Annotated in this window: 19 protein-coding genes and 1 pseudogene; 13 read left to right on the top strand and 7 right to left on the bottom strand. The window is 70.3% G+C overall.

What is annotated here, in order from left to right; genetic code table 11:
- Nucleotides 1-104 precede the first annotated feature (104 nt).
- Nucleotides 105-854, bottom strand: a complete 750-nt coding sequence (locus ACLVWQ_RS10620; protein WP_414108061.1) for an SLATT domain-containing protein — start codon at nucleotides 852-854, stop codon at nucleotides 105-107.
- A gap of 337 nt (nucleotides 855-1191) precedes the next feature.
- Here ACLVWQ_RS10620 and ACLVWQ_RS10615 point away from each other — a divergent pair, with 337 nt between their 5' ends.
- The 7 genes from ACLVWQ_RS10615 (at nucleotide 1192) to ACLVWQ_RS10585 (ending at nucleotide 8378) form a co-directional block, all read left to right on the top strand.
- Nucleotides 1192-1545, top strand: coding sequence for a YbaB/EbfC family nucleoid-associated protein (locus tag ACLVWQ_RS10615; protein WP_414108060.1), 354 nt, complete (start codon nucleotides 1192-1194; stop codon nucleotides 1543-1545).
- Nucleotides 1546-1698: 153 nt separating this feature from the next.
- Complete coding sequence (gene recR, locus ACLVWQ_RS10610) at nucleotides 1699-2298, top strand: recombination mediator RecR (RefSeq protein WP_055518210.1); 600 nt, start codon at nucleotides 1699-1701, stop codon at nucleotides 2296-2298.
- A gap of 74 nt (nucleotides 2299-2372) precedes the next feature.
- A complete protein-coding gene (locus ACLVWQ_RS10605) occupies nucleotides 2373-3032 on the top strand; it encodes a DUF5063 domain-containing protein (RefSeq protein WP_414108059.1) in 660 nt (219 codons plus the stop codon).
- A 595-nt stretch (nucleotides 3033-3627) separates the two neighbouring features.
- Nucleotides 3628-4902 carry an aspartate kinase gene (locus ACLVWQ_RS10600; protein ID WP_414108057.1) on the top strand — a complete coding sequence of 425 codons (1275 nt, stop codon included), beginning with the start codon at nucleotides 3628-3630 and terminating at the stop codon, nucleotides 4900-4902.
- A 28-nt stretch (nucleotides 4903-4930) separates the two neighbouring features.
- On the top strand, nucleotides 4931-5980 hold the full coding sequence (locus ACLVWQ_RS10595; RefSeq protein ID WP_414108056.1) for an aspartate-semialdehyde dehydrogenase: 1050 nt from the start codon (nucleotides 4931-4933) through the stop codon (nucleotides 5978-5980).
- 488 nt (nucleotides 5981-6468) lie between these two features.
- Entirely contained in the window at nucleotides 6469-7044 is a 576-nt protein-coding gene (locus ACLVWQ_RS10590) for a SigE family RNA polymerase sigma factor (RefSeq protein WP_414108055.1), read from the top strand.
- Entirely contained in the window at nucleotides 7041-8378 is a 1338-nt protein-coding gene (locus tag ACLVWQ_RS10585) for a hypothetical protein (protein ID WP_414108054.1), read from the top strand. Before ACLVWQ_RS10590 ends, ACLVWQ_RS10585 begins: the two co-directional genes overlap by 4 nt.
- Before the next feature lie 58 nt (nucleotides 8379-8436).
- On the opposite strand, the gene ACLVWQ_RS10580 is transcribed toward ACLVWQ_RS10585, so the two are convergent.
- The 3 genes from ACLVWQ_RS10580 to ACLVWQ_RS10570 form a co-directional block, all read right to left on the bottom strand.
- The gene (locus tag ACLVWQ_RS10580; protein ID WP_414108052.1) at nucleotides 8437-9288 is read right to left on the bottom strand and encodes an SURF1 family protein; all 852 of its coding nucleotides are present in this window, start codon (nucleotides 9286-9288) and stop codon (nucleotides 8437-8439) included.
- A gap of 146 nt (nucleotides 9289-9434) precedes the next feature.
- Entirely contained in the window at nucleotides 9435-11318 is a 1884-nt protein-coding gene (locus tag ACLVWQ_RS10575) for a S9 family peptidase (RefSeq protein WP_414108051.1), read from the bottom strand.
- 45 nt (nucleotides 11319-11363) lie between these two features.
- Nucleotides 11364-13580, bottom strand: a complete 2217-nt coding sequence (locus ACLVWQ_RS10570; protein WP_414108104.1) for an NAD-binding protein — start codon at nucleotides 13578-13580, stop codon at nucleotides 11364-11366.
- Between the two features lie 240 nt (nucleotides 13581-13820).
- On the opposite strand from ACLVWQ_RS10570, the gene ACLVWQ_RS10565 reads away from it, so the two are divergent.
- From ACLVWQ_RS10565 to ACLVWQ_RS10550, 4 genes are all read left to right on the top strand, one after another.
- Nucleotides 13821-14891 (top strand): permease, encoded by a 1071-nt coding sequence (locus ACLVWQ_RS10565; protein WP_414108049.1) that lies wholly within the window; start codon nucleotides 13821-13823, stop codon nucleotides 14889-14891.
- Complete coding sequence (locus ACLVWQ_RS10560; protein WP_414108048.1) at nucleotides 14888-15622, top strand: TIGR03943 family putative permease subunit; 735 nt, start codon at nucleotides 14888-14890, stop codon at nucleotides 15620-15622. The genes ACLVWQ_RS10565 and ACLVWQ_RS10560 overlap by 4 nt, the downstream gene beginning before the upstream one ends.
- A gap of 221 nt (nucleotides 15623-15843) precedes the next feature.
- Nucleotides 15844-16827 carry an SMP-30/gluconolactonase/LRE family protein gene (locus ACLVWQ_RS10555; protein ID WP_414108047.1) on the top strand — a complete coding sequence of 328 codons (984 nt, stop codon included), beginning with the start codon at nucleotides 15844-15846 and terminating at the stop codon, nucleotides 16825-16827.
- Nucleotides 16828-17086: 259 nt separating this feature from the next.
- Complete coding sequence (locus tag ACLVWQ_RS10550; protein ID WP_414108046.1) at nucleotides 17087-17731, top strand: dihydrofolate reductase family protein; 645 nt, start codon at nucleotides 17087-17089, stop codon at nucleotides 17729-17731.
- Between the two features lie 113 nt (nucleotides 17732-17844).
- Here the strand turns inward: ACLVWQ_RS10550 and ACLVWQ_RS10545 are convergent, their stop codons facing one another.
- A complete protein-coding gene (locus ACLVWQ_RS10545) occupies nucleotides 17845-18498 on the bottom strand; it encodes a DUF4232 domain-containing protein (protein ID WP_414108045.1) in 654 nt (217 codons plus the stop codon).
- Nucleotides 18499-19067: 569 nt separating this feature from the next.
- Nucleotides 19068-19901, bottom strand: coding sequence for a PIG-L family deacetylase (locus tag ACLVWQ_RS10540; RefSeq protein WP_414108043.1), 834 nt, complete (start codon nucleotides 19899-19901; stop codon nucleotides 19068-19070).
- 497 nt (nucleotides 19902-20398) lie between these two features.
- On the opposite strand from ACLVWQ_RS10540, the gene ACLVWQ_RS10535 reads away from it, so the two are divergent.
- The gene (locus tag ACLVWQ_RS10535; RefSeq protein WP_414108042.1) at nucleotides 20399-20953 is read left to right on the top strand and encodes a hypothetical protein; all 555 of its coding nucleotides are present in this window, start codon (nucleotides 20399-20401) and stop codon (nucleotides 20951-20953) included.
- Between the two features lie 197 nt (nucleotides 20954-21150).
- On the opposite strand, the pseudogene ACLVWQ_RS10530 reads toward ACLVWQ_RS10535, so the two are convergent.
- Nucleotides 21151-21577, bottom strand: a pseudogene (locus ACLVWQ_RS10530) (hypothetical protein).
- Between the two features lie 383 nt (nucleotides 21578-21960).
- Between ACLVWQ_RS10530 and ACLVWQ_RS10525 the strand changes: the two are divergent.
- Complete coding sequence (locus tag ACLVWQ_RS10525; protein ID WP_414108041.1) at nucleotides 21961-24654, top strand: AAA family ATPase; 2694 nt, start codon at nucleotides 21961-21963, stop codon at nucleotides 24652-24654.
- Nucleotides 24655-24657 lie beyond the last annotated feature (3 nt).

The following is a 24657-nucleotide window of genomic DNA, read 5'->3' as shown; positions in this document are numbered from 1 at the left end:
GGGGTCTGGGGGCGGCAGCCCAGGGACGGGACGGGACGGGAAGGGAAGGGAAGGGAAGGGAAGGGAAGGGAAGGGAAGGCAGGGGCGGCGGGGGCGAGAAACCCCTACCGAGGCTCGGGCGGCCGCTGCCGAGGCATGTTCGGCCGAGCCCCCGGCGGCAGCGGAGGCCGCCCGGACGGCGCGACATCGACCCGCACACCCCCACCCACCCCCGCCCGGAGGGCGAACGGCACGACCCCCGCCCGGAACTCCACCATCCAGTCCGCGGTCTCCACCCGCACCAGCTCCGTCACGTCCTCGGTGAACCTGCGCAGCACACCGAGACACCGCTCGGCGGCCTCCCCCGCGGTCCCCTCGGTCGGCCCGAGAACCTCCCGCACACACTCGGACGCCCAGTCGAACTGAAGTACCTGCAACCTCCGCTGCACGGCCTGAGCCGTCGCCATGTCCCTTATCCACCCGGAGGTCAGCCCGAAGAAGCGGTCCCCCGCCACACAGGCGACCGCCACCAGCAGCCCCAGATACCCCCAGGAGGCGCCCCCGCCCAGCACCCCGGCGAGGTCCAGCAGAGGCAGCGCGGCCCCGGCGAGGGCCCCCGCGGCGGCCCCGGCCCGCAGCGCCCGCGCCCCTCGCCGCTTCCGGACCCGGTCGGTGAGGTACCAGGACGCCGTGGCCAGCGCCCCCTCCTCCACCCACCGGTACAGCTCGTGGAGCCGCTCGGCGGGCTCGCCCCAGTCGCCGAGCGGAAGGGCCCGCCCCGTCAGGTCGACACCGGGTCCCGGCCCGCCGGGCCCCGAGCCGTCGTCCCGGCCGTCCTGGGCCGGCCCCTCCGGCTGCATGTCCGGCTGGCTCACCCGACGCTCCCTCATCGTGACAAATCGTTACTTTGCGTGACCGTAACGTGGCGCGAGGTACTGACGCGCCGCACCCTTAATACCGCCCAACGGGTGGCGGCAGCCCTGTTTTCAGGGCTTTTCCGCTCAGACGTGGGCCTTGATCAGGTATAGGCCAACCTGTCCTCTCACTCGAAAGAGTGCCGGAGCGACGGCCGGGTCGACCACGTAGGCTCGTGCCAAGGTGGAAACCCCGCCGGAAAGCCGTACCCGAGGCAACACCCACGGCCGTGCTCACAGCCGTAGTCGCAGTCGTGGTTGCAGCCGTACAAACAGCCGTACGACCCAGGAGCTGATCGTGATTCCCGGTGGTGGCCAGCCCAATATGCAGCAGCTGCTCCAGCAGGCCCAGAAGATGCAGCAGGATCTCGCGAACGCGCAGGAGGAGCTGGCGCGGACGCAGGTCGAAGGCCAGGCGGGCGGTGGCCTGGTGAAGGCGACGGTGACGGGCTCCGGCGAACTGCGCGGCCTGGTCATCGACCCGAAGGCCGTCGACCCCGAGGACACCGAGACCCTCGCCGATCTGATCGTCGCGGCGGTCCAGGCGGCCAACGAGAACGCCCAGACGCTCCAGCAGCAGAAGCTCGGCCCGCTGGCCCAGGGACTCGGCGGCGGTGCCGGTGCCGGCGGCATCCCCGGCCTGCCGTTCTAAGTCATCCCGGCGGTCCCTTCTAAGAAGGCCGACCGCCAACTACCGTACGTACCAAGAGAGCAAGCGCGATCACGGTACGTACCGAACGACCTTGAACGACCTTGAACGACTTCGAACGACCTTGCGGGACGAGCAGGAACAGGAAGGCAATCCGTGTACGAAGGCGTGGTCCAGGACCTCATCGACGAGCTGGGGCGACTGCCCGGCGTCGGTCCCAAGAGCGCGCAGCGGATCGCCTTCCACATCCTCCAGGCGGAGCCGACGGACGTGCGCCGTCTCGCGCAGTGCCTCATGGAGGTCAAGGCGAAGGTCCGCTTCTGTGCCACCTGCGGGAACGTGGCGCAGGAGGAGCTGTGCAACATCTGCCGCGACCCGCGCCGCGACCTCTCGGTCATCTGTGTGGTCGAGGAGCCGAAGGACGTGGTCGCGGTCGAGCGGACGCGTGAGTTCCGGGGCAAGTACCACGTGCTCGGCGGGGCGATCAGCCCGATCGAGGGTGTGGGCCCGGACGACCTGCGGATAAGAGAGCTGCTGGCGCGGCTCGCCGACGGCGTGGTCACGGAGCTGATCCTGGCCACGGACCCGAACCTGGAGGGGGAGGCCACGGCCACCTACCTCGCCCGCATGATCAAGCCCATGGGCCTCAGGGTCACCCGCCTCGCCAGCGGGCTGCCGGTGGGCGGTGACCTCGAGTACGCCGACGAGGTCACCCTGGGGCGCGCCTTCGAGGGAAGGCGGCTGCTGGATGTCTGACCGACTGGTTGACGTACCGAACGAAGTTCTTGACGAACTTCTCTACGGAGTTCTTGAGGAAGGCCGGCTTCTAGATGTCTGACGCCACGCTGCACGCGACCGCTCAGGATCCCGACGACTTCGCGGTCCAGATCGCGGATCAGATCGAGAGCTTCCTCGTCGCCGTGACCGAGGTCGCGAGAGGCGACGAGCCGGACTCGGCCGTCCCCTTCCTGCTTCTGGAGGTCTCCCAGCTCCTGCTGGCCGGCGGCCGGCTGGGCGCGCACGAGGACATTCTTCCCGACGAGCGCTACGAGCCGGACCTGGGCCCGGAGCCGGACGCGGACGGGTTGCGTGAACGGCTCGCCGAGATGCTCGACCCGGTCGACGTCTACTCCGAGGTCTTCGACCCGTACGAGCCGCGCAAGCCCCCGGTCCCGGCCCGGATCTCGGACGACCTGGCCGACGTCATCACGGACCTGCGCCACGGCATGGCCCACTACCGGGCGGGCCGCACCACCGAGGCCATGTGGTGGTGGCAGTTCTCGTACTTCTCGAACTGGGGCTCCACGGCCTCGGCCACCCTGCGCGCCCTGCAGTCCTTGGTGGCCCACGTCCGCCTGAACCAGCCCCTGGACGAGCTGGACGGCCTGGACACGGACCAGGACCTCAGCGAGGACGCTCTCGCGGAGGAGGCGGGCAAGGTGATGGCACAGGAGATCGCGGGCCCACTGGGCCTGCGCGAGGTCAAGTAGCCCACCCGAACACCACCACCCGCCGAAGCAGGCTGCTAGGCGGGGCCACCACTTCAGAACGAGAACAACCCGCTCCCGTGCGGGGCCCAGGTCGGCGACCCGGCGCGGTGGTTGGCCGGGTCGCTGACGGGGCGAGGGCGGTCCGGCGGGCGTGGCGGTGGTCTCTGGGCGGTGCCGCTTCGCGGACGATGGCGCGGGGCCTGGGGCAGGCGCGCGGTCCGCACGGCCGCCGGCGGTACGAGGGTGACCCGGCGGCGCGGCGGCCTCTGGGTGGTGCCGACTTGCGGGCGATGGCGCGGGGCCCGGGGGCGCCGACCCCGGGCCCCGCACCCGTTCCCGCGCCCCCACCGGCAGGTGTGACGCGGCGCACTTTGCGAGTGAGGTGAGTCCGGGCCGGGCAGATGCGGTCCTGGAGCGGCCGAAGGGCCGGACGACGGACGCCGACCGATCGGACGACCGGACACCGGCCAGGCCCGAGTGATCAACCTGTGAGCGGGACATCTCACGATGCGATATCACCCGGGTGGGATTCGGCCGCTCGTTAGACTGAGCCGACCGCAGTCGTGCGGTACGACGGACTGAGCGAGGAGCGCACGTGGGCCTTGTCGTGCAGAAGTACGGAGGTTCCTCCGTAGCCGATGCCGAGGGCATCAAGCGTGTCGCCAAGCGAATCGTCGACGCCAAGAAGAACGGCCATCAGGTCGTTGTCGTGGTGTCGGCGATGGGTGACACGACGGACGAGCTGATCGATCTCGCCGAGCAGGTATCACCGATCCCTGCCGGGCGTGAGTTCGACATGCTGCTGACAGCGGGAGAGCGCATCTCCATGGCCCTGCTGGCGATGGCGATCAAGAACCTGGGCCACGAGGCCCAGAGCTTCACCGGCAGCCAGGCGGGTGTGATCACCGACTCCGTCCACAACAAAGCGCGCATCATCGATGTCACGCCGGGCCGCATCAGGACGGCGCTCGACGAGGGCAACATCGCGATCGTCGCCGGGTTCCAGGGCGTCAGCCAGGACAAGAAGGACATCACCACGCTGGGGCGCGGCGGCTCCGACACCACGGCCGTCGCCCTCGCCGCCGCCCTCGACGCCGAGGTCTGCGAGATCTACACGGACGTCGACGGTGTGTTCACCGCCGACCCCCGGGTGGTGAAGAAGGCCCGGAAGATGGACTGGATCTCTTCCGAGGACATGCTGGAGCTCGCCGCCTCGGGCTCCAAGGTGCTGCTGCACCGCTGCGTCGAGTACGCACGCCGTTACAACATCCCGATCCACGTCCGCTCGTCCTTCTCGGGACTGCCGGGCACCTGGGTCAGCAACGAGAATCCGCAAGGGGACGCGCAGGTGGAGCACGCCATCATCTCCGGAGTCGCGCACGACATCTCCGAAGCCAAGATCACCGTCGTCGGCGTCCCGGACAAGCCGGGCGAGGCCGCGGTCATCTTCCGGGCCATCGCGAACGCCGAGATCAACATCGACATGATCGTGCAGAACGTGTCCGCGGCCTCCACGGGCCTCACGGACATCTCCTTCACGCTCCCCAAGTCCGAGGGCCACAAGGCCATCGACGCCCTGAAGAAGGCCAAGGACGCGATCGGCTTCGACTCGCTGCGCTACGACGACCAGATCGGCAAGATCTCCCTGGTCGGCGCGGGGATGAAGACGAACCCTGGCGTCACCGCCTCGTTCTTCCAGGCGCTGTCCGACGCGGGCGTCAACATCGAGCTGATCTCGACCTCCGAGATCCGCATCTCGGTCGTCACCCGCCAGGACGACGTCAACGAGGCCGTGCGCGCCGTGCACAGCGCCTTCGGGCTCGACTCCGACAGCGACGAGGCCGTCGTCTACGGAGGCACCGGACGATGACCGTCCCCCCGTGCGGAGGCGTACGACGATGACCGGGCGGCCGACGCTCGCGGTCGTGGGCGCGACCGGAGCCGTCGGCACGGTCCTGCTCCGGATCCTGTCCGAACACGCGGACATCTGGGGCGATATCCGGCTCATCGCCTCACCGCGCTCGGCCGGCCGCAAGCTGGCCGTGCGCGGCGAGCAGGTCGAGGTGGTGGCCCTGTCGGAGGAGGCCTTCGACGGGGCGGACGTCGCCCTGTTCGACGTACCCGACGAGGTGGCCGAGCGGTGGGCGCCGGTGGCGGCCGCCAAGGGGGCCGTCGTGGTGGACAACTCCGGCGCGTTCCGGATGGACCCCGAGGTGCCGCTCGTGGTGCCCGAGGTCAATCCGCACGCCGCCCGCGTCCGGCCGCGCGGCATCATCGCCAACCCCAACTGCACGACCCTGTCGATGATCGTGGCCCTGGGCGCGCTGCACGCCGAGTTCGGGCTGCGCGAGCTGGTGGTCTCCTCGTACCAGGCGGTGAGCGGGGCCGGACAGCGCGGCGTCGACACCCTGCGGCAGCAACTGAAGCTCGTCGCCGGTACGGAACTGGGGACGACCCCCGGCGACGTACGGCGGGCGGTGGGGGACAACACCGGGCCGTTCCCGGAGCCGGTGGCGCTCAACGTGGTGCCGTGGGCCGGGACCGTGCGCGAGGACGGCTGGTCCTCGGAGGAGATGAAGGTGCGGGACGAGTCCCGCAAGATCCTCGGCCTCCCGAAGCTGCCGGTCGCCGTCACCTGCGTACGTGTGCCGGTCGTCACCACGCACTCGCTGACCGTCCACGCCCGTTTCCAGGGCGAGGTGACGGTGAACAGGGCGCGCGAGATCCTCGCCACGGCGCCCGGGGTCGTCCTCTTCGACAATCCGGCGGCGGGGGAGTTCCCCACCCCGGCCGACGTGGTCGGTACGGACCCCACCTGGGTCGGGCGGGTGCGGCGGGCGCTCGACGACCCGACGGCACTGGAGCTCTTCGTCTGCGGGGACAACCTGCGCAAGGGCGCGGCCCTGAACACGGCCCAGATCGCGGAGCTGGTGGCGGCGGAGCTGTGACCTGCTCGGAATCCAGGAGTCCGGCAGGGGATTCGCGACATATCGCCGCGTGTGGGCGGGTCCGGACGGGAAATCCTCTGGTCGTAAGCTGAATCCTTTGTAGGATCTGTGTGACTTCTGTGGTCCGGCCGTCGCCAGTGCTGTGGTCCGGACCACACTTGAACCCGAGCCTCTGGCGTTCGAAGATTTTCCTCCCCGTTCTCTGCAACCGCACGGGGCTGGGGAGCGTCTTTGCGGTCGCCCTTCAGGGGTTGACCGGACGCCACGTTCATATGGGGCATAGGGGATGAGCTTTTACGTATGAGGGCACATAGCGAACTGTCTGGCATGCAGTCCGACGTAAAAGTGATGCCTGCCGCGTACAACCCCAATGGGGGTACGCGTGTCCAACTGGCGTGGCTGAGGTACTCGAATTCACTGTGGCGACGCGGGGCACTGCCCTTCGTCCGCCCCGCCGACCCCGCACGTCCGGCGCGTCCGGCGGCGGCATGCCGGTGATCGCCCCCATGCCCGCAGCGCGGTCGACCCGCATCCCGAATCAGCGTGAAGGCGCTGACGAGGCCCTGGCGGCCGGCACCACCGTCGACCATCTCACCGAGACCTATCGCGCCCACTACAGGTCGCTCCTCGGCCTCGCGGCGCTCCTCCTCGACGACACCGCGTCCTGTGAGGACGTCGTCCAGGAGGCGTTCATCCGGGTGCACTCGGCGCGCAAGCGCGTGCGTGACCCGGAGAAGACGCTCGCCTATCTGCGCCAGACCGTCGTCAACCTCTCGCGCTCCGCGCTGCGTCGGCGCATCCTCGGCCTGAAGCTCCTCTCCAAGCCGATGCCCGACATGGCGAGCGCGGAGGAGGGCGCGTACGACCAGCTGGAGCGCGACGCCCTGATCAAGGCGATGAAGGGACTCCAGAGACGCCAGCGCGAGGTCCTGGTCCTGCGGTACTTCGCCGACATGACCGAGGCGCAGGTCGCCGAGACCCTCGGCATCTCGCTGGGTTCCGTGAAGGCGTACGGCTCGCGCGGCATCGCGGCGCTGCGCGTCGTCATGGAGGCCTCGGCATGAGCGGGTACGACGAGCGAGAACGGCACGAAGAACACGGTCGCCTCGGCGACGCCGACGAGCACGAGCAGCACGCTGGGAACGGAACTGTGAATCACGGCCCCTCGGAGAACTCGGGCCCGCGGGAGTCGGGTCACTCGGACACGGCTGATACGACGGACGCGGCGGTCACGAAGGCCGCGGCGGACGCGAAGGCCGCGGCCGGCAGCGAGCCGGACGCGCCCAAGGACTCGGAGTCGGACGCGGCCTCGGACGTGGACTCGGACGCGGCCCCTGGTCGTACGCCCGCCGAGCGTCTCGGTGCCGGTGAGGCCGGAACCGACGGGGCCGGAACCGACGGGGCCGGTCCTGATGTGTTCGGCACCGACGAGCTGGGCCTGCGGCGACTGCTGCACCAGGCCGTCGAGGAGATCGAGCCGACCGACGGCACGCTGGACCATCTGCGGCGCGCGGTACCGGCGAGGCGGGCGCGCAAGCGCCAGGCCCTGGTGGGCGCGGCGGCCGCCGCGCTCTTCATCGGCACGGCCGTCCCGGCCCTCCTGCACGTCTCGAACTCAACGGGCTCCGACGCCGACCCGTCCATGGCGGGCAACGCCTCCGCGACCCAGGGCGGCGGGAACGAAGGCAAGGAAGCCTCCGCGGGAAGCAACTCGGGCAACTCCTCCGACTCGTCCAAGGGCTCGGGCAAGGGCGGCAAGAAGGACGAGTCGGACAAGGGCAAGGGCGGCAAGGGCGGCACCGGCGGTGTCGAGCCGTCCGTGTCCATGGCGAGCGCGCCCACCTGCGCGCCGGCCCAGCTCGCCGCGTCCAGCGGGGGCGCGGGCGCGCCCGACGCCACCGGCGCGGTCTACGGCACCTTCACGATCACCAACGTCTCGGGCGCCAGCTGTACGGTCGTCGGCGGTGGCTCCATGTCCCCGGCCGCGCTGGGCGCCGCGGACCAGTCCCGGCTCGGCACGGCTCTCCATGTGGCGGGCGACCCGGCCGGCGGACTGCCCGATCCGTCCACCTACGCCGCCTCGCTGGTGCTGCCGCCGAGCGGGACGTACACCGTGCAGTTCGCCTGGGTGCCCTCGGAGACCTGCCCGACCGCCGGTGGCGACAACGGCGGCGGAGACCCCTCGCCCGACCCGACCCCCACGGACAACCCCAGCGGCGGTACGTCCTCGGACGGCACCACCGGTGTGGGCACGCAGCTCATGAAGGCGGACGGGACCGTCGACGGAAGCGTCAGCGTGACCTATGTGGCCGAGGGCGGCGCACCCGTGACGTCGGCGACCGTGGCCAACGCGTGTGCCGGGACGATCTACCGGACCGGGATCCTGTCCGGAGCCTGACCACGACCGCGGCGGGCCCGGGGCGCGACCTCGGGCCACCGCTCGGCCTTTCGAGCGATCAGGCGGTAGAAGAGGACGACACCTTCGCGGAGCCGGAGCCGGAACTGGCGCCGGTATCGGAACCAGCGCCGGAGTCGGAGTCGGTGGGAGTCTCCTCCGTGAGCCCCAGCTCCGCGTCCTGCGCGAACTCCACCTCACGCCGCATCAGCCGGAACCACATGAAGACCACGAACCCGGCGAAGACGAACCACTCACCGGTGTAGCCCAGGTTCTGGAAGGCCTTCAGATCCAGACCGGTGTCCGAGGGAGCCGAGGCGGGCACGGCCCGCATCCCCGAGTCGGCATCGGCGAGCGTGATCCACGCGTCGTACAGCTCGTACGGCACGAGGTTCACCAGCGACGCCGCGCTGATCGCACCCGTCTGTCCGGCGGGGAGCCCGCCCGCGGCGGGCACGCCGTTCGACCCGGGCGACTCGGACGCCTGGAGCGCGCCGGTCACGGTGACCTCGCCGGCCGGAGCCGCCGGGACCTTCGCGGTGCCGGCGTCCCCGGGGAGCCAGCCGCGGACCACGGGCAGGGCCCGGCCGTCGTCGGTGCGCAGCATCGTCAGGACGTAGAAGCCGTTCTTGTCGTCCAGCTCCCGGTCCGGCACGAGCAACTGCTTCCCGTACCGGCCCGTCGCCGTGGCCTGCATGCCCGACGTCTTCTTGTCCACGGGCAGCAGCCGGGCGAGCGGCTTGGCCGCCGTGGACTCGGCGGCCGTGGCGTGCGCGTCGGCGTCGCGGTGGTCCTGGACCCGGTCCTCGAACCGGGACAACTGCCATGACCCCATGAACACACAGAAGGGGATGGCCAACAGCACGAAGACGTTGATCCCCCACCAGCGGGGCGTCAGCAGGAACCGGTACACAACCTCAAAGGTACGGGGCCCTTGCGCCAGGCGCGGTCGAGGGGTGCCTCAGCCGCCCCGGCCCACAAGGGAACCGACCCGCCACCGGTCCGCCGACCGACCCGCAGGCGAGGTCGGGCGGCGGGATCGGCCGGCGGGGTCGGGTGTCACCGGCCCAGGTGGCGCTCCGCGAAGTCCAGCTCCAGCCGGACCTGCTTGATCCGCTCGTCCACGACCAGCGAACCGTGCCCCGCGTCGTAGCGGTACACCTCGTGGTCCGCCTCGCGCGAGGCGAGCCGGGTCACGTAGTTGTCGACCTGGCGGATCGGGCAACGCGGGTCGTTGACCCCGGCGGAGATGTAGACCGGTGCCTTCACCGCGTCGACGTACGTCAGCGGGGACGACGCCTCGAAGCGCTCCGGGACCTCCTCAGGAGTGCCGCCGAGCAGCGTGCGGTCCATCGCCTTCAGGGCCTCCATCTCGTCGTGGTAGGCCGTCACGTAGTCCGCGACCGGCACCGCGGCGATACCGAGCGCCCACGCCTCGGGCTGCGTACCCAGGCCGAGCAGGGTGAGGTAGCCGCCCCACGAGCCGCCGGTCAGGATCAGCCGGTCGGGGTCGGCGGACCCGGACGAGACCGCCCATTCCCGTACGGCCGCGATGTCCTCCAGCTCGATCAGGCCGACCCGGTGCTTGAGGGCGTCCGTCCACTCACGCCCGTACCCCGTGGAGCCCCGGTAGTTGACCCGGACCACCATGTATCCGTGGTCCACCCAGGCCGCCGGGCCCGCCGCGAACGAGTCGCTGTCGTGCCAGGTCGGACCGCCGTGGATGTCGAAGACCGCCGGGAGCGGACCCGTGGCGCCGGCCGGCCGCTGCACGAGGGCGTGGATACGGCCGCCGGGACCCTCCACCCACACGTCCTCGACGGCCACCGACCGCGGGGCCTTCGGGCCGGGCGGGTCCAGGACGATCTCGCCGGACGTCGAGCGGACCACCGGCGCCTCGGCGGACGACGACCACAGGTACTCCACGCTGCCGTCGGGGCGGGCCGTCGCGCCGGACACCGTGCCCTTCGGCGTCCGCACCCGCTCCAGCTGCCGGGTGGCCAGGTCGAACCGCCACAGCTCGCTGCGCGCCTCGAAGCTGTTGACGACGAGCAGGGCGGAGCCGTCCGGATACCACTCGGCGCTCAGGTCGCCGTCCAGCTGGGAGGTGAGCGCCAGGTCGGTCTCCTCGCCGGACGCCACGTCCCACACCATCGGCTCCCAGCGCCCGCGCCGCTGGTGCCCGACGAGCAGCCGGGTGTCCCCGACGACGGGTGCGAAGCCCAGCACCTCAAGGCCCAGCTCGGCCGTGCCGCCCTCGGTGTCGTCCAGCTCGGCGACCGCCGAACCGTCCATCCGCAGCACCCGCAGCGCGGAGTGCATCGCGTCACCGTGCTCGGTGTGCTCGATCGCGATCAGGGAGCCGTCGTGGGAGAGGTCGCCGACGCCGGCCGACTCCCGGTGCCGGTAGACCTCGACGGGGTCCTCACCGGTCCGGCTGACGTAGATCGTCGAACCGTCCTCGTCGGTGGACCGGCCCACGATCGCCGTGCGCCCGTCCCGGCCGAGCGCGAGCCCGGCGGGATAGGAGGGTTCGAGCCCGGGGGCGGCGGGCCCGTCGGGAACGGCCGCGCCGCCGGAGCCGCCACTGCCGTCACCGCTGTCGGTGTGATCGGTGCCATCGGTGCCGGACCCGGCGAACGGCTGTCGTCTCCAGATGCCGAACTCGTCGCCGTCCTTGTCGTCGAACCACCAGATCCACTCGCCGTCGGGCGACAGCACGCCGTCCGTCGTGCCGTTGGGCCGGTCCGTGACCTGGCGCTGGGCGCCCGTGTCACGGTCCCACGCGTACAACTCGTACGTCCCTGTCGCGTTCGACACGAACAGGGACCGGTGCGGGGCGTCCTCCGCCCAGTCCGGCAAGGACACCCGCGGCGCCCGGAAGCGCTTCTCCCAGTCCGGCATGGTTCCTTCGGGCGGGATGGCCCCGTTGCTCTCAGTCATGGCCCCATAGTGCACGCACAGGGCGACATCGTGCCGACGGGGCCCTCAGCCTGTGGAAAACCTTGACGAGGGGTCGGGGCGGTGCCGGTCGCGCCGGCCCAGCAGTTCGGCGAGACCGCGCCGGGTGGCGGCGATGACGACACGGTCCCCGGAACCGAGCACATAGGTGGGCGGCAGGTCCCAGACCAGCCCCGAGGGCCGGTCGGAGGCCGAGGCGTCGCGATCCCGATCCCGATCCCGATCCCGATCCCGATCCCGGTCACGATCCCGGTCGCGATCCGGCGTGGGGGGAGCCGGGGCGGGGGCCGGGGTCGGAGCCGCGGGCGAGGGCGAGGGCCAGGGGCGGTTCGGCGCGGACGGGGAGGGGTCGGATCCCGGTCCCGGCCTCGGACCCCGTCCCGGCCCCGGGCGGGACGCGCTCCGTTCGTCCTGGGCCGCCGTGTCCAGGGCCAGTACCCGCCACGCCCCCGCGTGGAACGCCTCGGCGACCGTGCGCCCCTCCAGCTCCGGGTGCCCCGCGACGTCCAGGGCCGCGAAGAGCAGCACCCGGCGTTCCACGGGGATCGCCCCCAGGATCTGACGGCCCATCATCGCTCCGGCGAAGGCGGGCGCGGCCAGGTGGGAGACGCTGCGGCTGCGGGTGAGCGCGTTCGGGTGGGTGGCGCGCAGGGTGCGGTAGACGGCCGTGGCGAAGTCGTCGTCGTACAGCCGCAGGACGACGCGCAGATCGGGGCGTACTGACCTCGCGTACAGGGCGGCTTCGAGGTTGGTGGTGTCGGCGCTGGTCAGGGCGAGCAGGGCGTGTGCCCGGTGGATCTTGGCGGCCTCCAGGACGCCTTCCTGGGTGACGTCACCGAGGACGACGGGTACGCGCAGCCGGCGTGCGAGCGCGAGCCCGCGCGCCTCCGGGTCGGCCTCGACGCACACCACGGGGATGTGGAGTTCGCGGAGGCGGGCGAGGACGCGCGTACCGATCTTGCCGACGCCGAGGAGGACGACGTGGCCGGAGAGCCCCCGGGGCGGTTTGCGCAGCGCCGACCCGCTGCGGAACGTACCGAGGCCCTCCAGGACCGCGGCGACGAGCACGGGAAGCAGCAGCAACCCGATGAGACCGGAGAGGAGTTGGAGGATCTGTCGGCCGCGGCCGTCCTCGATCGCGGGTTCGTTGATCGCGAAGAGATCGAGGAGGGTCAGATAGACGGCGTGCAGCGGATGCTCGCCGGTGACCATCATGGACGTGACCGCGAGCGCGACCACGCAGGCCACCAGACCGGCGAAGGACCAGCGCAGCCTTCGGGAGAACAACTGCCCGATGGGTAGGAGGCGGCGGCCCTCGGGAAGCGGGGTGCCGGAGTACGACACGGCCTCCAGGACGACGGTGCCGCGGCCGGTCGCCTCGGCCACGGACTGTTCGTCGGGCAGCATCCGCGGCCCCTGGTCGCCGCTGTCCTCCGAACCGTCCGCGCCCGCCGGGTCGTTGGCCGTGGCCGAGAGCAGCGCCAGGGTGCACAGACCGGGGTCGGCGACCTGTCCGGGCCTCGGCGGCGGCCGTTCGACGGCTCGCAGCATCAACCCGTCGGTCTGTACGACCTTGCTGGTCCCGACCACCGCGGTGGCCGCCAGCGCGGGCGCGGCGGTGTCCGCGTCGGACAGTACGGTCGTGGAGGCGTCGAGGAGACCGGGCTCGGGCGCGTCCGCGGAGTCCCCGGCCCCCGCCATGGCGAGCGCGGAGGCCTGGTCGAGCAGGGCCTCGATGTGCTGGCCCAGACGGCGGTTGTAGAGGCGTATGACCAGCCGCAGACGCGGGTTGAGGCGGCGTGCCATGAGGGCGGCGCGGATGTTCGTCTCGTCGTCGTCATGGACGAGCGCGAGCGCGGCGGCGTGCTCGATCCCGGCCTCGGCGAGCACGGCCTCGGTCAGGACCGCGGCCTCCAACACCTGGTCGGGGCCCGGTCCTTCGGAGACCCCGAAACCACGGCCGGAGGTGCCGAAGACACCGCTGAAGACGCCGTCACCGCCACCGCTGCCGCCAGTGCCGCCGCTGTTGCCGTTCCCGCCGCCGGTGGTGGTGCTGTTGCCGGCGGCCCGGGTCACGGCGGCCGACACGCGGTCCAGCAGCGTCGAGGCACGGGCCCGTCCGACGACCGGTGGTCTCGCGGTCCGCTCGTCGGACGGCACGACCAGTGTCACCCGTTCCCCGTAGACACCGCGCAACTCGGCTGCCAGCCGGTGCGCGAGGGCATCGTCCCCGCACACCACCATGTGCGCGACACGATCGTCCGGTCCGCTCTGATTCGGAAGGGTTGCCACAACATCACAGAGTGCCTCAAGGGGCCGGTCGGTTGCACGAGGGGGCGTACGGGAAGTCGTGCGGGAAGCCGTACGGAGGGCTGCCGCAGGTGAGTTGCCGGAACCCGGATGAGACGCTGTGCCGGTACGGGCGTACTGAAGGTGGAGGGCGATCCACCGACGAAGCCCCTCCCTACCGGAGGTACCTCTCCCGTGACCACAACTCCCGTGACCACGACCGACACAGCACCGAACGGGCCCACCGGGGTCACCGGGGTCACCGGGGCCACCAGGGGCACCGGGATCGAGGACCGGGGGCCGGAGGGACCGAAGGGCTGGCAGTTCAGCTCGCCCCTCGTCCTGACCATGCTGCTGCTCGCCGGGGTGGTGCTCCAGGGGCCCATCCGCGGGGCGTTGTCCGCGCCCGTGATGCAGAGCTGGATGACCGTGTTCGTCGCGGTGATCGTGCAGGCGCTGCCCTTCCTCGTGCTCGGCGTGCTGCTGTCGGCGGTCATCGCGGTGTTCGTACCGCCGTCGTTCTTCGCCCGCGCGCTGCCGCGACGGCCCGCCCTCGCGGTCCCGGTCGCCGGTGTGGCCGGGGCGGTGCTGCCGGGCTGCGAGTGCGCGTCCGTGCCGGTGGCCGGGGCGCTGGTGCGCCGGGGTGTCGCGCCCGCGGCGGCGCTGACGTTCCTGCTGTCGGCCCCGGCGATCAACCCGATCGTGCTGACGGCGACGGCGGTCGCGTTCCCGGGGAAGCCGCAGATGGTCCTGGCCCGCTTCGTGGCGAGCCTGCTGGTGGCCTGCGCGATGGGCTGGCTCTGGCAACGGCTGGGCCGCGCCGACTGGTTGCGCCCACCGGCCCGCCCGTCCTGGGAAGGCATGGGCAGAGGGGCGGCGTTCTGGGGTTCGGTACGGCACGACGTGATGCACGCGGGAGGGTTCCTGGTGGTCGGCGCGATGGCCGCGGCGACCCTCAAGGCGGTGGTACCGGCGGACTGGCTCGGTCTCGCCGCCGACCACCTGGTGGTGTCGGTCCTGGCCCTTGCGGTCCTCGCCGTGCTCCTGTCCATCTGCTCGGAGGCGGACGCCTTCGTGGCCGCGTCGCTCACGCAGTTCTCGCTCACGGCCCGGCTGACCTTCCTCGTCGTCGGCCCGATGATCGACCTGAAACTCTTCGCGATGCAGACCGGGACGTTCGGAAGAGGGTTCGCGCTGCGCTTCGCACCGGCCACCTTCACGCTGGCCGTCCTGGTGTCGTCGCTGGTCGGGGCGGTGCTGCTGTGAACCGCCAGGCACAGGCGGCCGTGCTCCTCCTCACCGGCGGGGCGATCCTGCACGCGGGCCTCACCGACCTCTATCTGCGGTACGTCAAGGCGGGGTTGAGGCCGTTGCTGCTCGCGGCGGGGGTGGTCCTGATCGCGACGGCGGTGGCGACGGTCTGGTACGACCGCAGGGCCACCGCCGAGGTCGAGGGGGAGAAGTCTCACGCGCACGCCCACGCGCACCGGGAACCCCGTATCGCCTGGCTCATGGTGCTCCCGCTCCTGGCCCTGATCCTGGTGGCGCCGCCGGCGCTGGGCTCGTACAGCGCCCTGCGCACCGGTACGGCCCTGCAGAAACAGCCGTGGGGCTTCGACGACCTGCCCAAGGGGGACACCGTCCGGCTGAGCCTCGTCGACTACGCGGGCCGCGCCGCGTACGACCGCGGGCACTCGCTCGACAACCGCCGTATCAGGACGGCCGGCTTCCTGGCGGTGGGCCGCGACGGCACGCCCTACCTGGTCCGGATGGCGCTCAGCTGCTGCGCGGCGGACGCCCAGCCCGTGAAGATAGGCCTGACGGGCCACATGCCTCCGGTCCTGCGGTCGGACGCATGGCTGGAGGTCACCGGCACCTACACCACGAAGCAGACCAAGGACCCGGTGAACGACGGCGTCATCCCGTTCCTGGACGTCACCGAGGCGAAGCCGGTGCCGGCGCCGAGGGACCCGTATGACGAGAGCTGGAACGGCTGACCCGGACTGCCGGACTGCCGGACTGCCGGAACGGACTGCCGGACCGGGGTGCCGGACCGGGGTGTCGACCCAAGCTGTCGATCCTCTGTCGAAACCCGGTAAGGGAGGGGGCGGGGCGCCGCTGTTGGGCAAGGATGGGCGAACAGCTCGGGCGGTGCCCGAACGGGCGTGCACAGAGCCGGAGTTGTAGTTCTTCGACCCTTCGAGGGAGGCCAGGAACGATGACCCGCACGACACACACGACCGGCGACCACCCCCACTCCTCCAGCTTCTCCAGGCGCGCACTCCTGGGCGGCGCGGCGCTCACCGCGTTCACGGCGGCCACAAGCTCCGCGACCTCTGTTGCCTCCGCTGCCTCCGCCGGCTCCGCCACCAAGTGGCCGACGGAGTTCCCGCTGCCCGACGGCTTCCTGCCCGAGGGCATCGCCATCGGCAGAGAGCCGTACGCGTACATGGGCTCGCGGGCCAACGGGGCGATCTTCCGCACGGACCTGCGTACCGGGAAGGGGAAGATCCTCTTCGCGGGCGACACGGGCCTGGTGGCCGTGGGCCTGAAACTGGACCGGGACGGCCTGCTGTACGTGGCGGGCAACACGGGAGTGGCACGCACCCACGACTCCCGTACGGGCGATGTCGTGGCGACCCACCAACTGTCGGAAGCGACAGGCCACTTCATCAACGACGTGACGCTCCTCGGCGACCGGGCCTGGTTCACCGACTCACGGGCCGCGGCGCTGTACGCGGTACCGCGCGGCCGCTCGGGAGCGGTACGCACCCTGCCGCTGACCGGCGACTGGGTCCAGCTCCCCGACGTCAACAACGCCAACGGTGTCGTGGGCACCCCCGACGACCGTGCCCTGATCGTGGTCAAGAGCACGCCGGGCGAGCTGTACAAGGTGAACACCAGGACGGGCCACGCGACGAGGATCACCCTGGTGGGCACGCCCGACGTGGCCAACGGCGACGGCCTCCACCGCATAGGCCGCACCCTGTACGTGGTCCAGAACCGCCTGAACCTGATCAGCGTGTTCCACCTGGACTCCACGTCCACGAAGGCCACCCTGACCGGCACGATCACGGACCCGCGCTTCGACATCCCCACGACGGCGGCCCGCTACGCCAACCGCCTGTACCTGGTCAACGCCCGCTTCACGAGCCCCCAGACCCCGGAGACGACGTTCACGGGGGTGGCGGTACCGATCTGACCGGACTCAAGGACCGAGTGACTCAAGGGCTGAGCGACTGAGGGGCTGAGCGACGGAGGGGCAGAGGGGCAGAGGGGCTGAGCGACTGAGCGACTGAGAGGCTGAAGGGGCGCGGCCGGCAGCGATCGGTGGCCGTTTCAGCGATGAGTTTCCCGTGTCGGGCAAGTCTCATCACTCGCAAGAACACCACCGTCGACGATGCTGGCACACGGCCCGGCCCGGCACGGCCCGGCTCAGACGCACAAAGCAGGAGGAACGTATGACTCAGTTGCTGCGGGTCCAGAACTTCAACGTCTCGAGTGACGGGATCGGCGCCGGCGAGGACCAGTCCCTCGAAAGGCCGTTCGGCCATGTGGACCCCGGGAAGCTGTTCGCCTGGGCAGGCGACACGGCGAGCTGGTCGATGCGTACAGAGCCAGGTGGGAGCCGGGGCCTGGACGACCTCCTCATCCGGGACTACGACCGCAACATCGGCGCCGAGATCATGGGCCGCAACAAGTTCGGTCCGCAGCGCGGGCCTTGGGAGAACGAGGAGTGGCAGGGCTGGTGGGGCGACGAGCCCCCGTTCCGTACGCCGGTGTTCGTCCTGACCCACCACGCCCGTCCGTCGTTCACGCTGTCCGACACCACGTTCCACTTCGTCGACGGAGACCCTGCCACGGTCCTGGACCAGGCCAGGGAGGCGGCTCAGGGCAAGGACGTCCGACTGGGCGGCGGGGCCTCCACGATCCGGCAGTTCCTCGACGCCGACCTGGTAGACACCCTGCACGTGGCGGTCTCACCGCTGAAGTTCGGATCCGGCGTACGCCTCTGGGAGTCCCCCGACGAGCTGCTCGACCGCTTCCACCTGGAGGTGGTTCCCAGTCCGAGCGGGGTGGCCCACCACTTGTTCTGGCGGAAGTGACCGGAGGTCGTCAGAGGTCGTCGGAGGTCTTCAGAGGTGGTCGTAATCAGTCGGAATCGGTCGGAGACGTTCGCAAGCGACCGATTTCCGCTGGCCATAGGTCCACGGGCCGTTCAGCTGAAGGGGACGGCCTCGGTCGGGGACGTGTGCCAGTTGGTGACGATCGGTTCGGCGACAGTGATGGTGTCGACCGGCAGGGAGACGGGGTCGGAGTCGTTCCTGTTGGCGACGACGATGATCTCCTTGAGCTCCTTGCCGCCGTCCTCCTTGGAGCCGTGCGGGTTGACCCCGGCGTAGGCGGTGGTGCTTCCGCTCAGCTTGACCTGCTCACCGACGCTCTGCTCGGCGGGACCGGCCTCGGTGCCGTCGGATCCGAACGCCACGATGGGAAGCGCGGCGGGCAGGTAGCAGGTGATGCCCGACTTGGCCTTGGCCATGAGCAGGATGTACCCGCCGGCCTGGCTCTCGGACTTGGTGCTCCAGTCGAGGTCGTTGGTGCCGCAGGTCTGCTCGACCGGCACCTTCTTGCCGTCGCCGGTGTCGACGCCGGAGCCCTTGTCCGCGTCCGAGCCGCCGCCCGTGTCCGACGAGTCGGAAGGGGCGTCCGTGCTGCCCGACGGGCTGTCGGTGGCGGTGGAGGAGGAAGAGGAATTCTTCGCGGCGTCGGTGTCGGGGGCCGGGTCCGACTCCTGGCAGGCGGTCATCAGCATGGTGCCGCCCACGAGGGCTACGGAGACGAGAAGAGCCTTGCGGCGGTTGCCGGACATGAAATCCCCTTTTGGAACGTGTAGGTGAAGACCGCAGTGGTCGCGGCCTTGTGGCGCTTGGTTGATCACTAGGAGGGGCTGCGGGCCGACGGGGTTCCGATGCCGTCGTTCCAGGACACCGCTGTCACAGAGCAGTGACATGGCCACGAGGGAGCACGGAGCCCCTACGGGGTCCAAAGGATGTGGGTGACCAGCGGCTTCGCCGGTCGACCGGGGCTGCCCTCGACGCTCTCCTCGAATCGCGATTCACCGATGGCTCGTTCGCTGGAAGATTTTGCAAATGCGGCCAGCAACTCGTGAGACTGTACGGGATCTTCGAAGGCGCCGTCGTCTGAGGTCGCCAGCGGTGGCGGCGTGCGTCAGACGTGTTCCGCCTGTTCATCTTCTGGTCGACATGTCCCGTGCCCGGTCGAATGGTTCACCGCAGCGAACGCTCCCGGCAGGACGCCGGCCCCCGGCCGACATCCTGCCGGCGGGGGAAACTCCCCCGCTCGGTCACACCGGCAACAGGGCGGCCGACAAGCGCGTACGCCATCGGCCGCCGGCCGACGCCCCGGCGGGCGGGCGGATCAGCGCAGCCCGGCGAAGAGATCCTTCTCGGGGACGGCGGCGCCGGTGGCGTCCTTGACCCGTAGGAAGGTCTCCACGCCCATCAACTCGCCGAACCTCTCCACGCCCATCTTGAGGAAGAAGATGTTCTCGCCCTGACTGGCGTGCGCGGCCAGCGCGTCGAACTTCTGACCGCTGTACGCGGAGGTGTCCACCCACGTGGTGATCTCGTCGTCGGGCAGGCCGATCTCGGCCATCGCGGCGGCCTCGGCGGGGTCCGGCTCCGGCATGTCGGGATGGAACTCACGCATGATCTCGCCGAACCGCTGCGTCCCCGAACGGGGCATCGTGGTCCAGTACACCTTCGGCGTCAGCTCGGTCATCTCCAGCGCCGCCATCGTGATGCGGTGGGCCTGGATGTGGTCGGGATGGCCGTAGAAGCCGTTCTCGTCGTAGGTGACGACCACGTCGGGCCGGTAGTGCCGCATGAGTTCCGCGAGTCGGGCGGCGCCTTCCTCGACGGGGGTCTGCCAGAAGGATCCGGGGGCGTCGTTGCTGGGCCAGCCCATCATCCCGGAGTCGGCGTAGTCGAGCATCTCCAGATCGCTGACCTTCAGGACGGCGCAGCTCGCTTCGAGTTCTTGACGGCGCATCAAGGAGACGGCCGCCGGATCGTGCCCTGGATCGCCCGGCTTGACACCCCCTGGCCCATCACCGCAGCCGCCGTCGGTACAGGTCACGAGAACCGTGCGGATGCCTTCGGCTGCGTACCGCGCGAGGATTCCGCCGGTTCCGGTGGCCTCGTCGTCGGGGTGGGCGTGTACTGCCATAAGCGTCAAGGGTCGGTCGGTCATGGAAAATCCTCCTGCGGAAATATGTCCTGGTCCACGTGCAGTGCACGGCGTGCGTACCGCGATTCTGGGGCCCGGAGCCTGATAGGGCGGACGACCTCGTGCTCTCCGTGTCCTGCCCGTACGGCGCCGGCCCCTCGATCTAAGCAACCTTGCCAGCCGGACCTGCTGTTCCCGACACGGCGGCTGGGCCTTCCGGACATCGCCGTTCCAACGCACGTGAACCGATCACCGGTCACCGATCATGTCCGCAGCACGGTCACGCCCGCAGCACGGGCACACGGCGCGGGGGCGCAGGGGCACAGGGACAGTGGAGCGCGCCGTCAACGCAGCAGTCAGCGCGGCGACCACTGCTGCCTGCTCTTTCGTTGTGTCCGTGAACGGTCACAGGAACGTCGTGGATCAAGGACATCCCGTTTTCGGCGTACGACTTGGTGCATGGTGCATGGACAAGCAGTTCACAGACGTCAGCCGTTCCCACTCTTCGAAGGACCCCCCACATGGCTTCCCTGCGTACCCGCTCCGTTCTGCTCGCCGCCGCCTTCGTCGCCGGGACCGCTCTGCTGACGGCCTGCCAGGGCGACACGGACGACAAGGCGTCCTCGGCCGCCACGGCCACCGACTCTTCGACGGAGGCGCCGGCCAAGGCCGAGGACCCGTCGGGCGCGGACAGCGACGCCGACGGGTCGGCCCCGTCCGGCACGGAGGCGCCGGTCGCGGGAAGCGACTCCAGCGGTACTGGTAAGACCGGCTCGGAATCCACCCCCGAGAGCACCGGCGGCCAGGGCAAGACCGTGAGCGGCACGTGGTTCGGGAACGTGTCGTACCTGGCGCCCGGCAAGTACACGGTCAGCGACCAGAAGGGTGTGGAGCAGGCGTTCTTCACGTCCGCCGACACGGAGATCTGGGGCGCGGGTGACATCTGCGGCGACGAGAACGGCCAGTCCGCCACCAAGTGCACCGAGGCGGAGCTGGAAGCCGCCGCACAGAAGGGCGTCTCCGCCGAGGTGAAGATCACCAAGGGCATCGCCACCCGCATCACGGACGACCACTGAGCCTTCAGCTGGAGCCGAGCCCCCGGACCCGCGGGGGCTCTCCTGCCACCGCCGACGCCTGCCCTACGCGCTCGACGCCGCGGCGGACCTGCCCCTGAGCGGACCGTACGGGCCCCCGAACGCGACCAGGACCACTACCGGGACGGTGACGTTCTTTCCCAGGTCAGGTGGTGGCTGTGGAGCGGTCCGGTGCGGTGTCACACCTTCTTGACGACGATCGTGTCCGGTACCGGCTTCTCCAGGTCGTCGACGTCCGAGGCGAAGACGGTGACCTGCCTCTTCTGCTGTCGCGCGATGACGCCGAGCACGACGCCGATCGCGTACTTGTCACCGTGCAGCTTGGCGTCGGCCAGGAGCATGCGTGTCTGGCGGGCCTCGTCCTTCCCGACGTCGACGACCTGGAGCCGGGAGAGTACCCAGTCCCAGCGCAGTTCGGTCGTCCTCCCGTTGTATGCCTCGACGAGTGTCATCGGGGACGTCACCACCTCGGCTTCCCCGCGCGCCGGCGAGGTCGAGCCAGGCGATCGTCCTCCGGTCGCCGCGTACTGCCGGGGAGAGGGCTTCACAGTCCGGTAGGAAGACACGGAGCGGCCGCTGTTGCTGCTCAGCGGCGCGTTTCTTCACGCGGCTTCTTCGGCGTTGTGCTGCCGGTGGCGCGGCGCCGCTGGTGTTCGATGTCGTCGCGAACGCGCAACCGGGAGACGCCGATGCGCCCCACCGCGCAACGGTGGCTGCAGGGGCCTGATCCACTCACAGGATCAGGCCCCTGGCCTGATTCAGGAGGGTGTGGAGGTGGCATCCGGCACACGGCTGTTGCGCACGGGTACCTCCGCGCCCCTCGCGGTCGCACCTCCGAGCCGCTGGTCGAAAACACTCTTCTGTGCCCGAACATTTCGGCATCCACCATGATTGAACCGCAGGGGAGACGTGCTTCACATGATCTACCGTGGGCGACAAGTGGCGCTGTAGGTACGGAAGTTCTGTGACGAACGACTGAGGCGGAGGCTGTGGTGCGGACCGGGTTTGTCGACCGAGTGGAGCGCATGGACGAGCTGCGCTCGCTGATGGAGGGCGTGGCCGCAGGGCGCGGTGGCCGGGCGATCGTGGTCGACAGCGTCTCGGGCATGGGCAAGTCGGCGCTGCTGCGGGCGTTCGAGGCGGAGGTCATCGCCTCTCGCGGGCCGGCTCTCCGTCGAGTTGTATCCGTGCGGTGCCAGCCGTTGATCGGGTCGGGTCTGCACTACGGAGCGATCGTCGATCTGCTCCTGCAACTGGCCCGGGACCAGGAGGTCAAGCAGCCCGGCGTCTTCCGTCGGCTGCTGAACTTCACCGGTCAGGGTGTCGTTCGCTCCGCGCCCGAGGTGCTGTCCGCGATGGTGCCCGGGCTGGGGGCGCTGTTCACCCTGGGCAAGGAGGTCGCGGAGGCATCCCTCGCCTCGGGATCAATGCCGTTCGACAGCCTGCTGCCCTTCCAGCAGGGAGCGGCCACACAGATCGTGGACGCTCTGTTGGATCTCCTTCGACAGGGTCCGCCCACGGTCGTGCTCGTCGACGACATCCAATACGGCGATCCCAGCAGCCTGCTGGTCCTTGACCGGTTGCTGCGACGACTGCCCGGCGAGCCGCTCGGCCTGGTGCTCAGCCACTCCACGGACGGGGCATATGCCGACGGGCCGGGATCCATGGTCGAGGATCTACTGCACGACTGGGCGAAGGACGGACTGCTGCGGCGGCGGGTTCTGGACGGTCTGCCGCCTGAAGCGGTCGCCGAGCTGGTGCGTACCCGGCACCCGGATGCCCCGCCGGCTCTGTCGGAACAGCTGAGCCGGCTGACTGCCGGTCACGCCGTCTTCGTCGCCCTCTGCCTGGAGGAGTGGCGCCCGGACTCCGGGCCCGCCCTCGAACTGCCGCGCAGTTTGTCACGCGTGGTGGAGGACCGGCTCAGGCTGCTCACCGAAATGGATCGTGAACTGCTCATGATCGGAGCGATCCAGGGCGAGACGTTCCTGTCCAGTACGGTTGCCGCGGTCAAGGGAGTACCGCACGACGAGGTGATGGAGCGGCTGCGGCTCGTGGCCGCCCAGCATCGGCTGATCCAGCGTACGCAGCCTCCCGGGTGGGCACGCCTGGAGGCGTCCGACTGCTATCGGTTCGAGCACAGCGCATTGTGGGGCGTGGTGTACAACCAACAGACCCCTCAGCAGATGCGGTCTCGGCACGCCCGTATCGCGGCGGCGCTCACCTCTGAGCCGCTGGACGGTATGCCGCTGGAACGTCGGCTGGAGATTGCCCTCCATCTGCGCAGTGGCGGAACCGAGTGCCTGCTTGCGTCGGCCGAGGTGCACTACGGGCTTGCTCGTGACGCCGCGATGGAAGGCTTGTCTTTTGCCGAGGCGGAACGGCACTGCGAAGAAGTGATCAAGGCGGTCCGGGACCTGCCGGAGCAGGAGGAGAGCCGGGACCGGTGGCTCATCCAGGCCGTGGAGCTGCTGTTGTCGCTGACCGAGGTGCGGTGGCGGGGCCAGCACCAGCCGGCCGGCGGACCGGACATCGACGCCTTGGCCGCCGAGGCCGAAGCCGCGGCCAGGCGCTGCGGAACACCTGAACTGGCGATCCGTACGACGCTCCTGCGCGGCAAGACTCTCCTAGCGACCCAGGGCCTGGTGCCGTCCCTGGACAAACTGCGCGCGGCCGTGGAACTGGCCGAGCAGAACGGGGATCCGATGCCCCTCTTCGTGGCCCGGGTCGAATACGGACGGCAGGTGTCGAAGCGGCGGCTGGCTGACGGTCTGGCCCAGCTGCGGGAGGCGGAGCGCATGTACGCTTCCGATCCGCGCCTCGGCGGTACCGGTGATCCCGTGCTCCAGCACGCGCGCAACCTGGGAGAGATGCAGCTCGGCATCACTCTGTTCGACAGTGGACACCTCAGTGAGGCGGTGACCCGGCTGGGCCGGTGCGTCCAGCGGCTGCGTGACGAGCCGCTGAAGGCCGAGCTGCCCATCGCGCTCAACTACCTCGCGCAGGTGTACACGGGCCTCGGTGCCTACGACGATGCCGAGGAGATCCTGGGCGAAGCTCTCGCCTTCGAGGCCGACCGCGGAGGCGACAGTGGCTGGCACGCGTACAACAAGGCACTCCTCGCCCGTCTCCTCGTCGAACAGCCGACGAGACGTGACCAGGCCCTGGAACTGATCGCCGACGCGTGGGCGGAGACAGAGCGGACCTGGCTGGCCAACCTCGTCCCCATCGTCCGCAACCTGTACGCCGAGACCTTGCTTCTCGCGGCTGACGAGTCCGGGGAATTCCTGGAGCAGGCCGCCCGCCTGGCCGTGGCCACCTGTGCCGAGACCCGGCGCAGCGGCATGATCCGGAGCGAGATCGCCGCGCATTCGCTGCACAGCCGCATCCTGCGCCGGCGGGGCGACACAGCTGGAGCTCAGGAGCAGGCACGCCAGGCCGTTCGTATCCTGAATGAGGTCGGGGACATGCCCGCTCTCCGTACGGAGGAGGTCCTCTACCACTCCGCCGTGGTACTGGCAGCCGTCGGCGCACGGGAGGAAGCGCACGCACTCCTGGAGCGGGCCAGGCGCGAGGTCGTACGCAAGGCGGAGTTGGTTACCGACGACTCGCTGCGCGACCGCTTCCGTACGCGGGTGCCCCTCAACCTCGCCATCGTCCGAGGCGAAGGGGTCGACGAGTGACCA

The sequence above is a fragment of the Streptomyces sp. CWNU-52B genome (assembly GCF_047444975.1).
Taxonomy (GTDB): domain Bacteria; phylum Actinomycetota; class Actinomycetes; order Streptomycetales; family Streptomycetaceae; genus Streptomyces.
This window is presented reverse-complemented; position numbering and strand designations above follow the sequence as displayed.

Bases quoted from the DNA above. Each gene is read 5' to 3' on its own strand.
- ACLVWQ_RS10570 (WP_414108104.1), bottom strand. From the start codon at position 13,580: ATGGTGGTGTGCGGGGACGATGCCCTCGCGCACCGGCTGGCAGCCGAG.
- ACLVWQ_RS10605 (WP_414108059.1), top strand. From the start codon at position 2,373: ATGTCTGACGCCACGCTGCACGCGACCGCTCAGGATCCCGACGACTTC.
- ACLVWQ_RS10590 (WP_414108055.1), top strand. From the start codon at position 6,469: ATGCCGGTGATCGCCCCCATGCCCGCAGCGCGGTCGACCCGCATCCCG.
- ACLVWQ_RS10550 (WP_414108046.1), top strand. From the start codon at position 17,087: ATGACTCAGTTGCTGCGGGTCCAGAACTTCAACGTCTCGAGTGACGGG.
- ACLVWQ_RS10585 (WP_414108054.1), top strand. From the start codon at position 7,041: ATGAGCGGGTACGACGAGCGAGAACGGCACGAAGAACACGGTCGCCTC.
- ACLVWQ_RS10575 (WP_414108051.1), bottom strand. From the start codon at position 11,318: ATGACTGAGAGCAACGGGGCCATCCCGCCCGAAGGAACCATGCCGGAC.
- ACLVWQ_RS10555 (WP_414108047.1), top strand. From the start codon at position 15,844: ATGACCCGCACGACACACACGACCGGCGACCACCCCCACTCCTCCAGC.
- ACLVWQ_RS10595 (WP_414108056.1), top strand. From the start codon at position 4,931: ATGACCGGGCGGCCGACGCTCGCGGTCGTGGGCGCGACCGGAGCCGTC.
- ACLVWQ_RS10545 (WP_414108045.1), bottom strand. From the start codon at position 18,498: ATGTCCGGCAACCGCCGCAAGGCTCTTCTCGTCTCCGTAGCCCTCGTG.
- ACLVWQ_RS10535 (WP_414108042.1), top strand. From the start codon at position 20,399: ATGGCTTCCCTGCGTACCCGCTCCGTTCTGCTCGCCGCCGCCTTCGTC.
- ACLVWQ_RS10540 (WP_414108043.1), bottom strand. From the start codon at position 19,901: ATGACCGACCGACCCTTGACGCTTATGGCAGTACACGCCCACCCCGAC.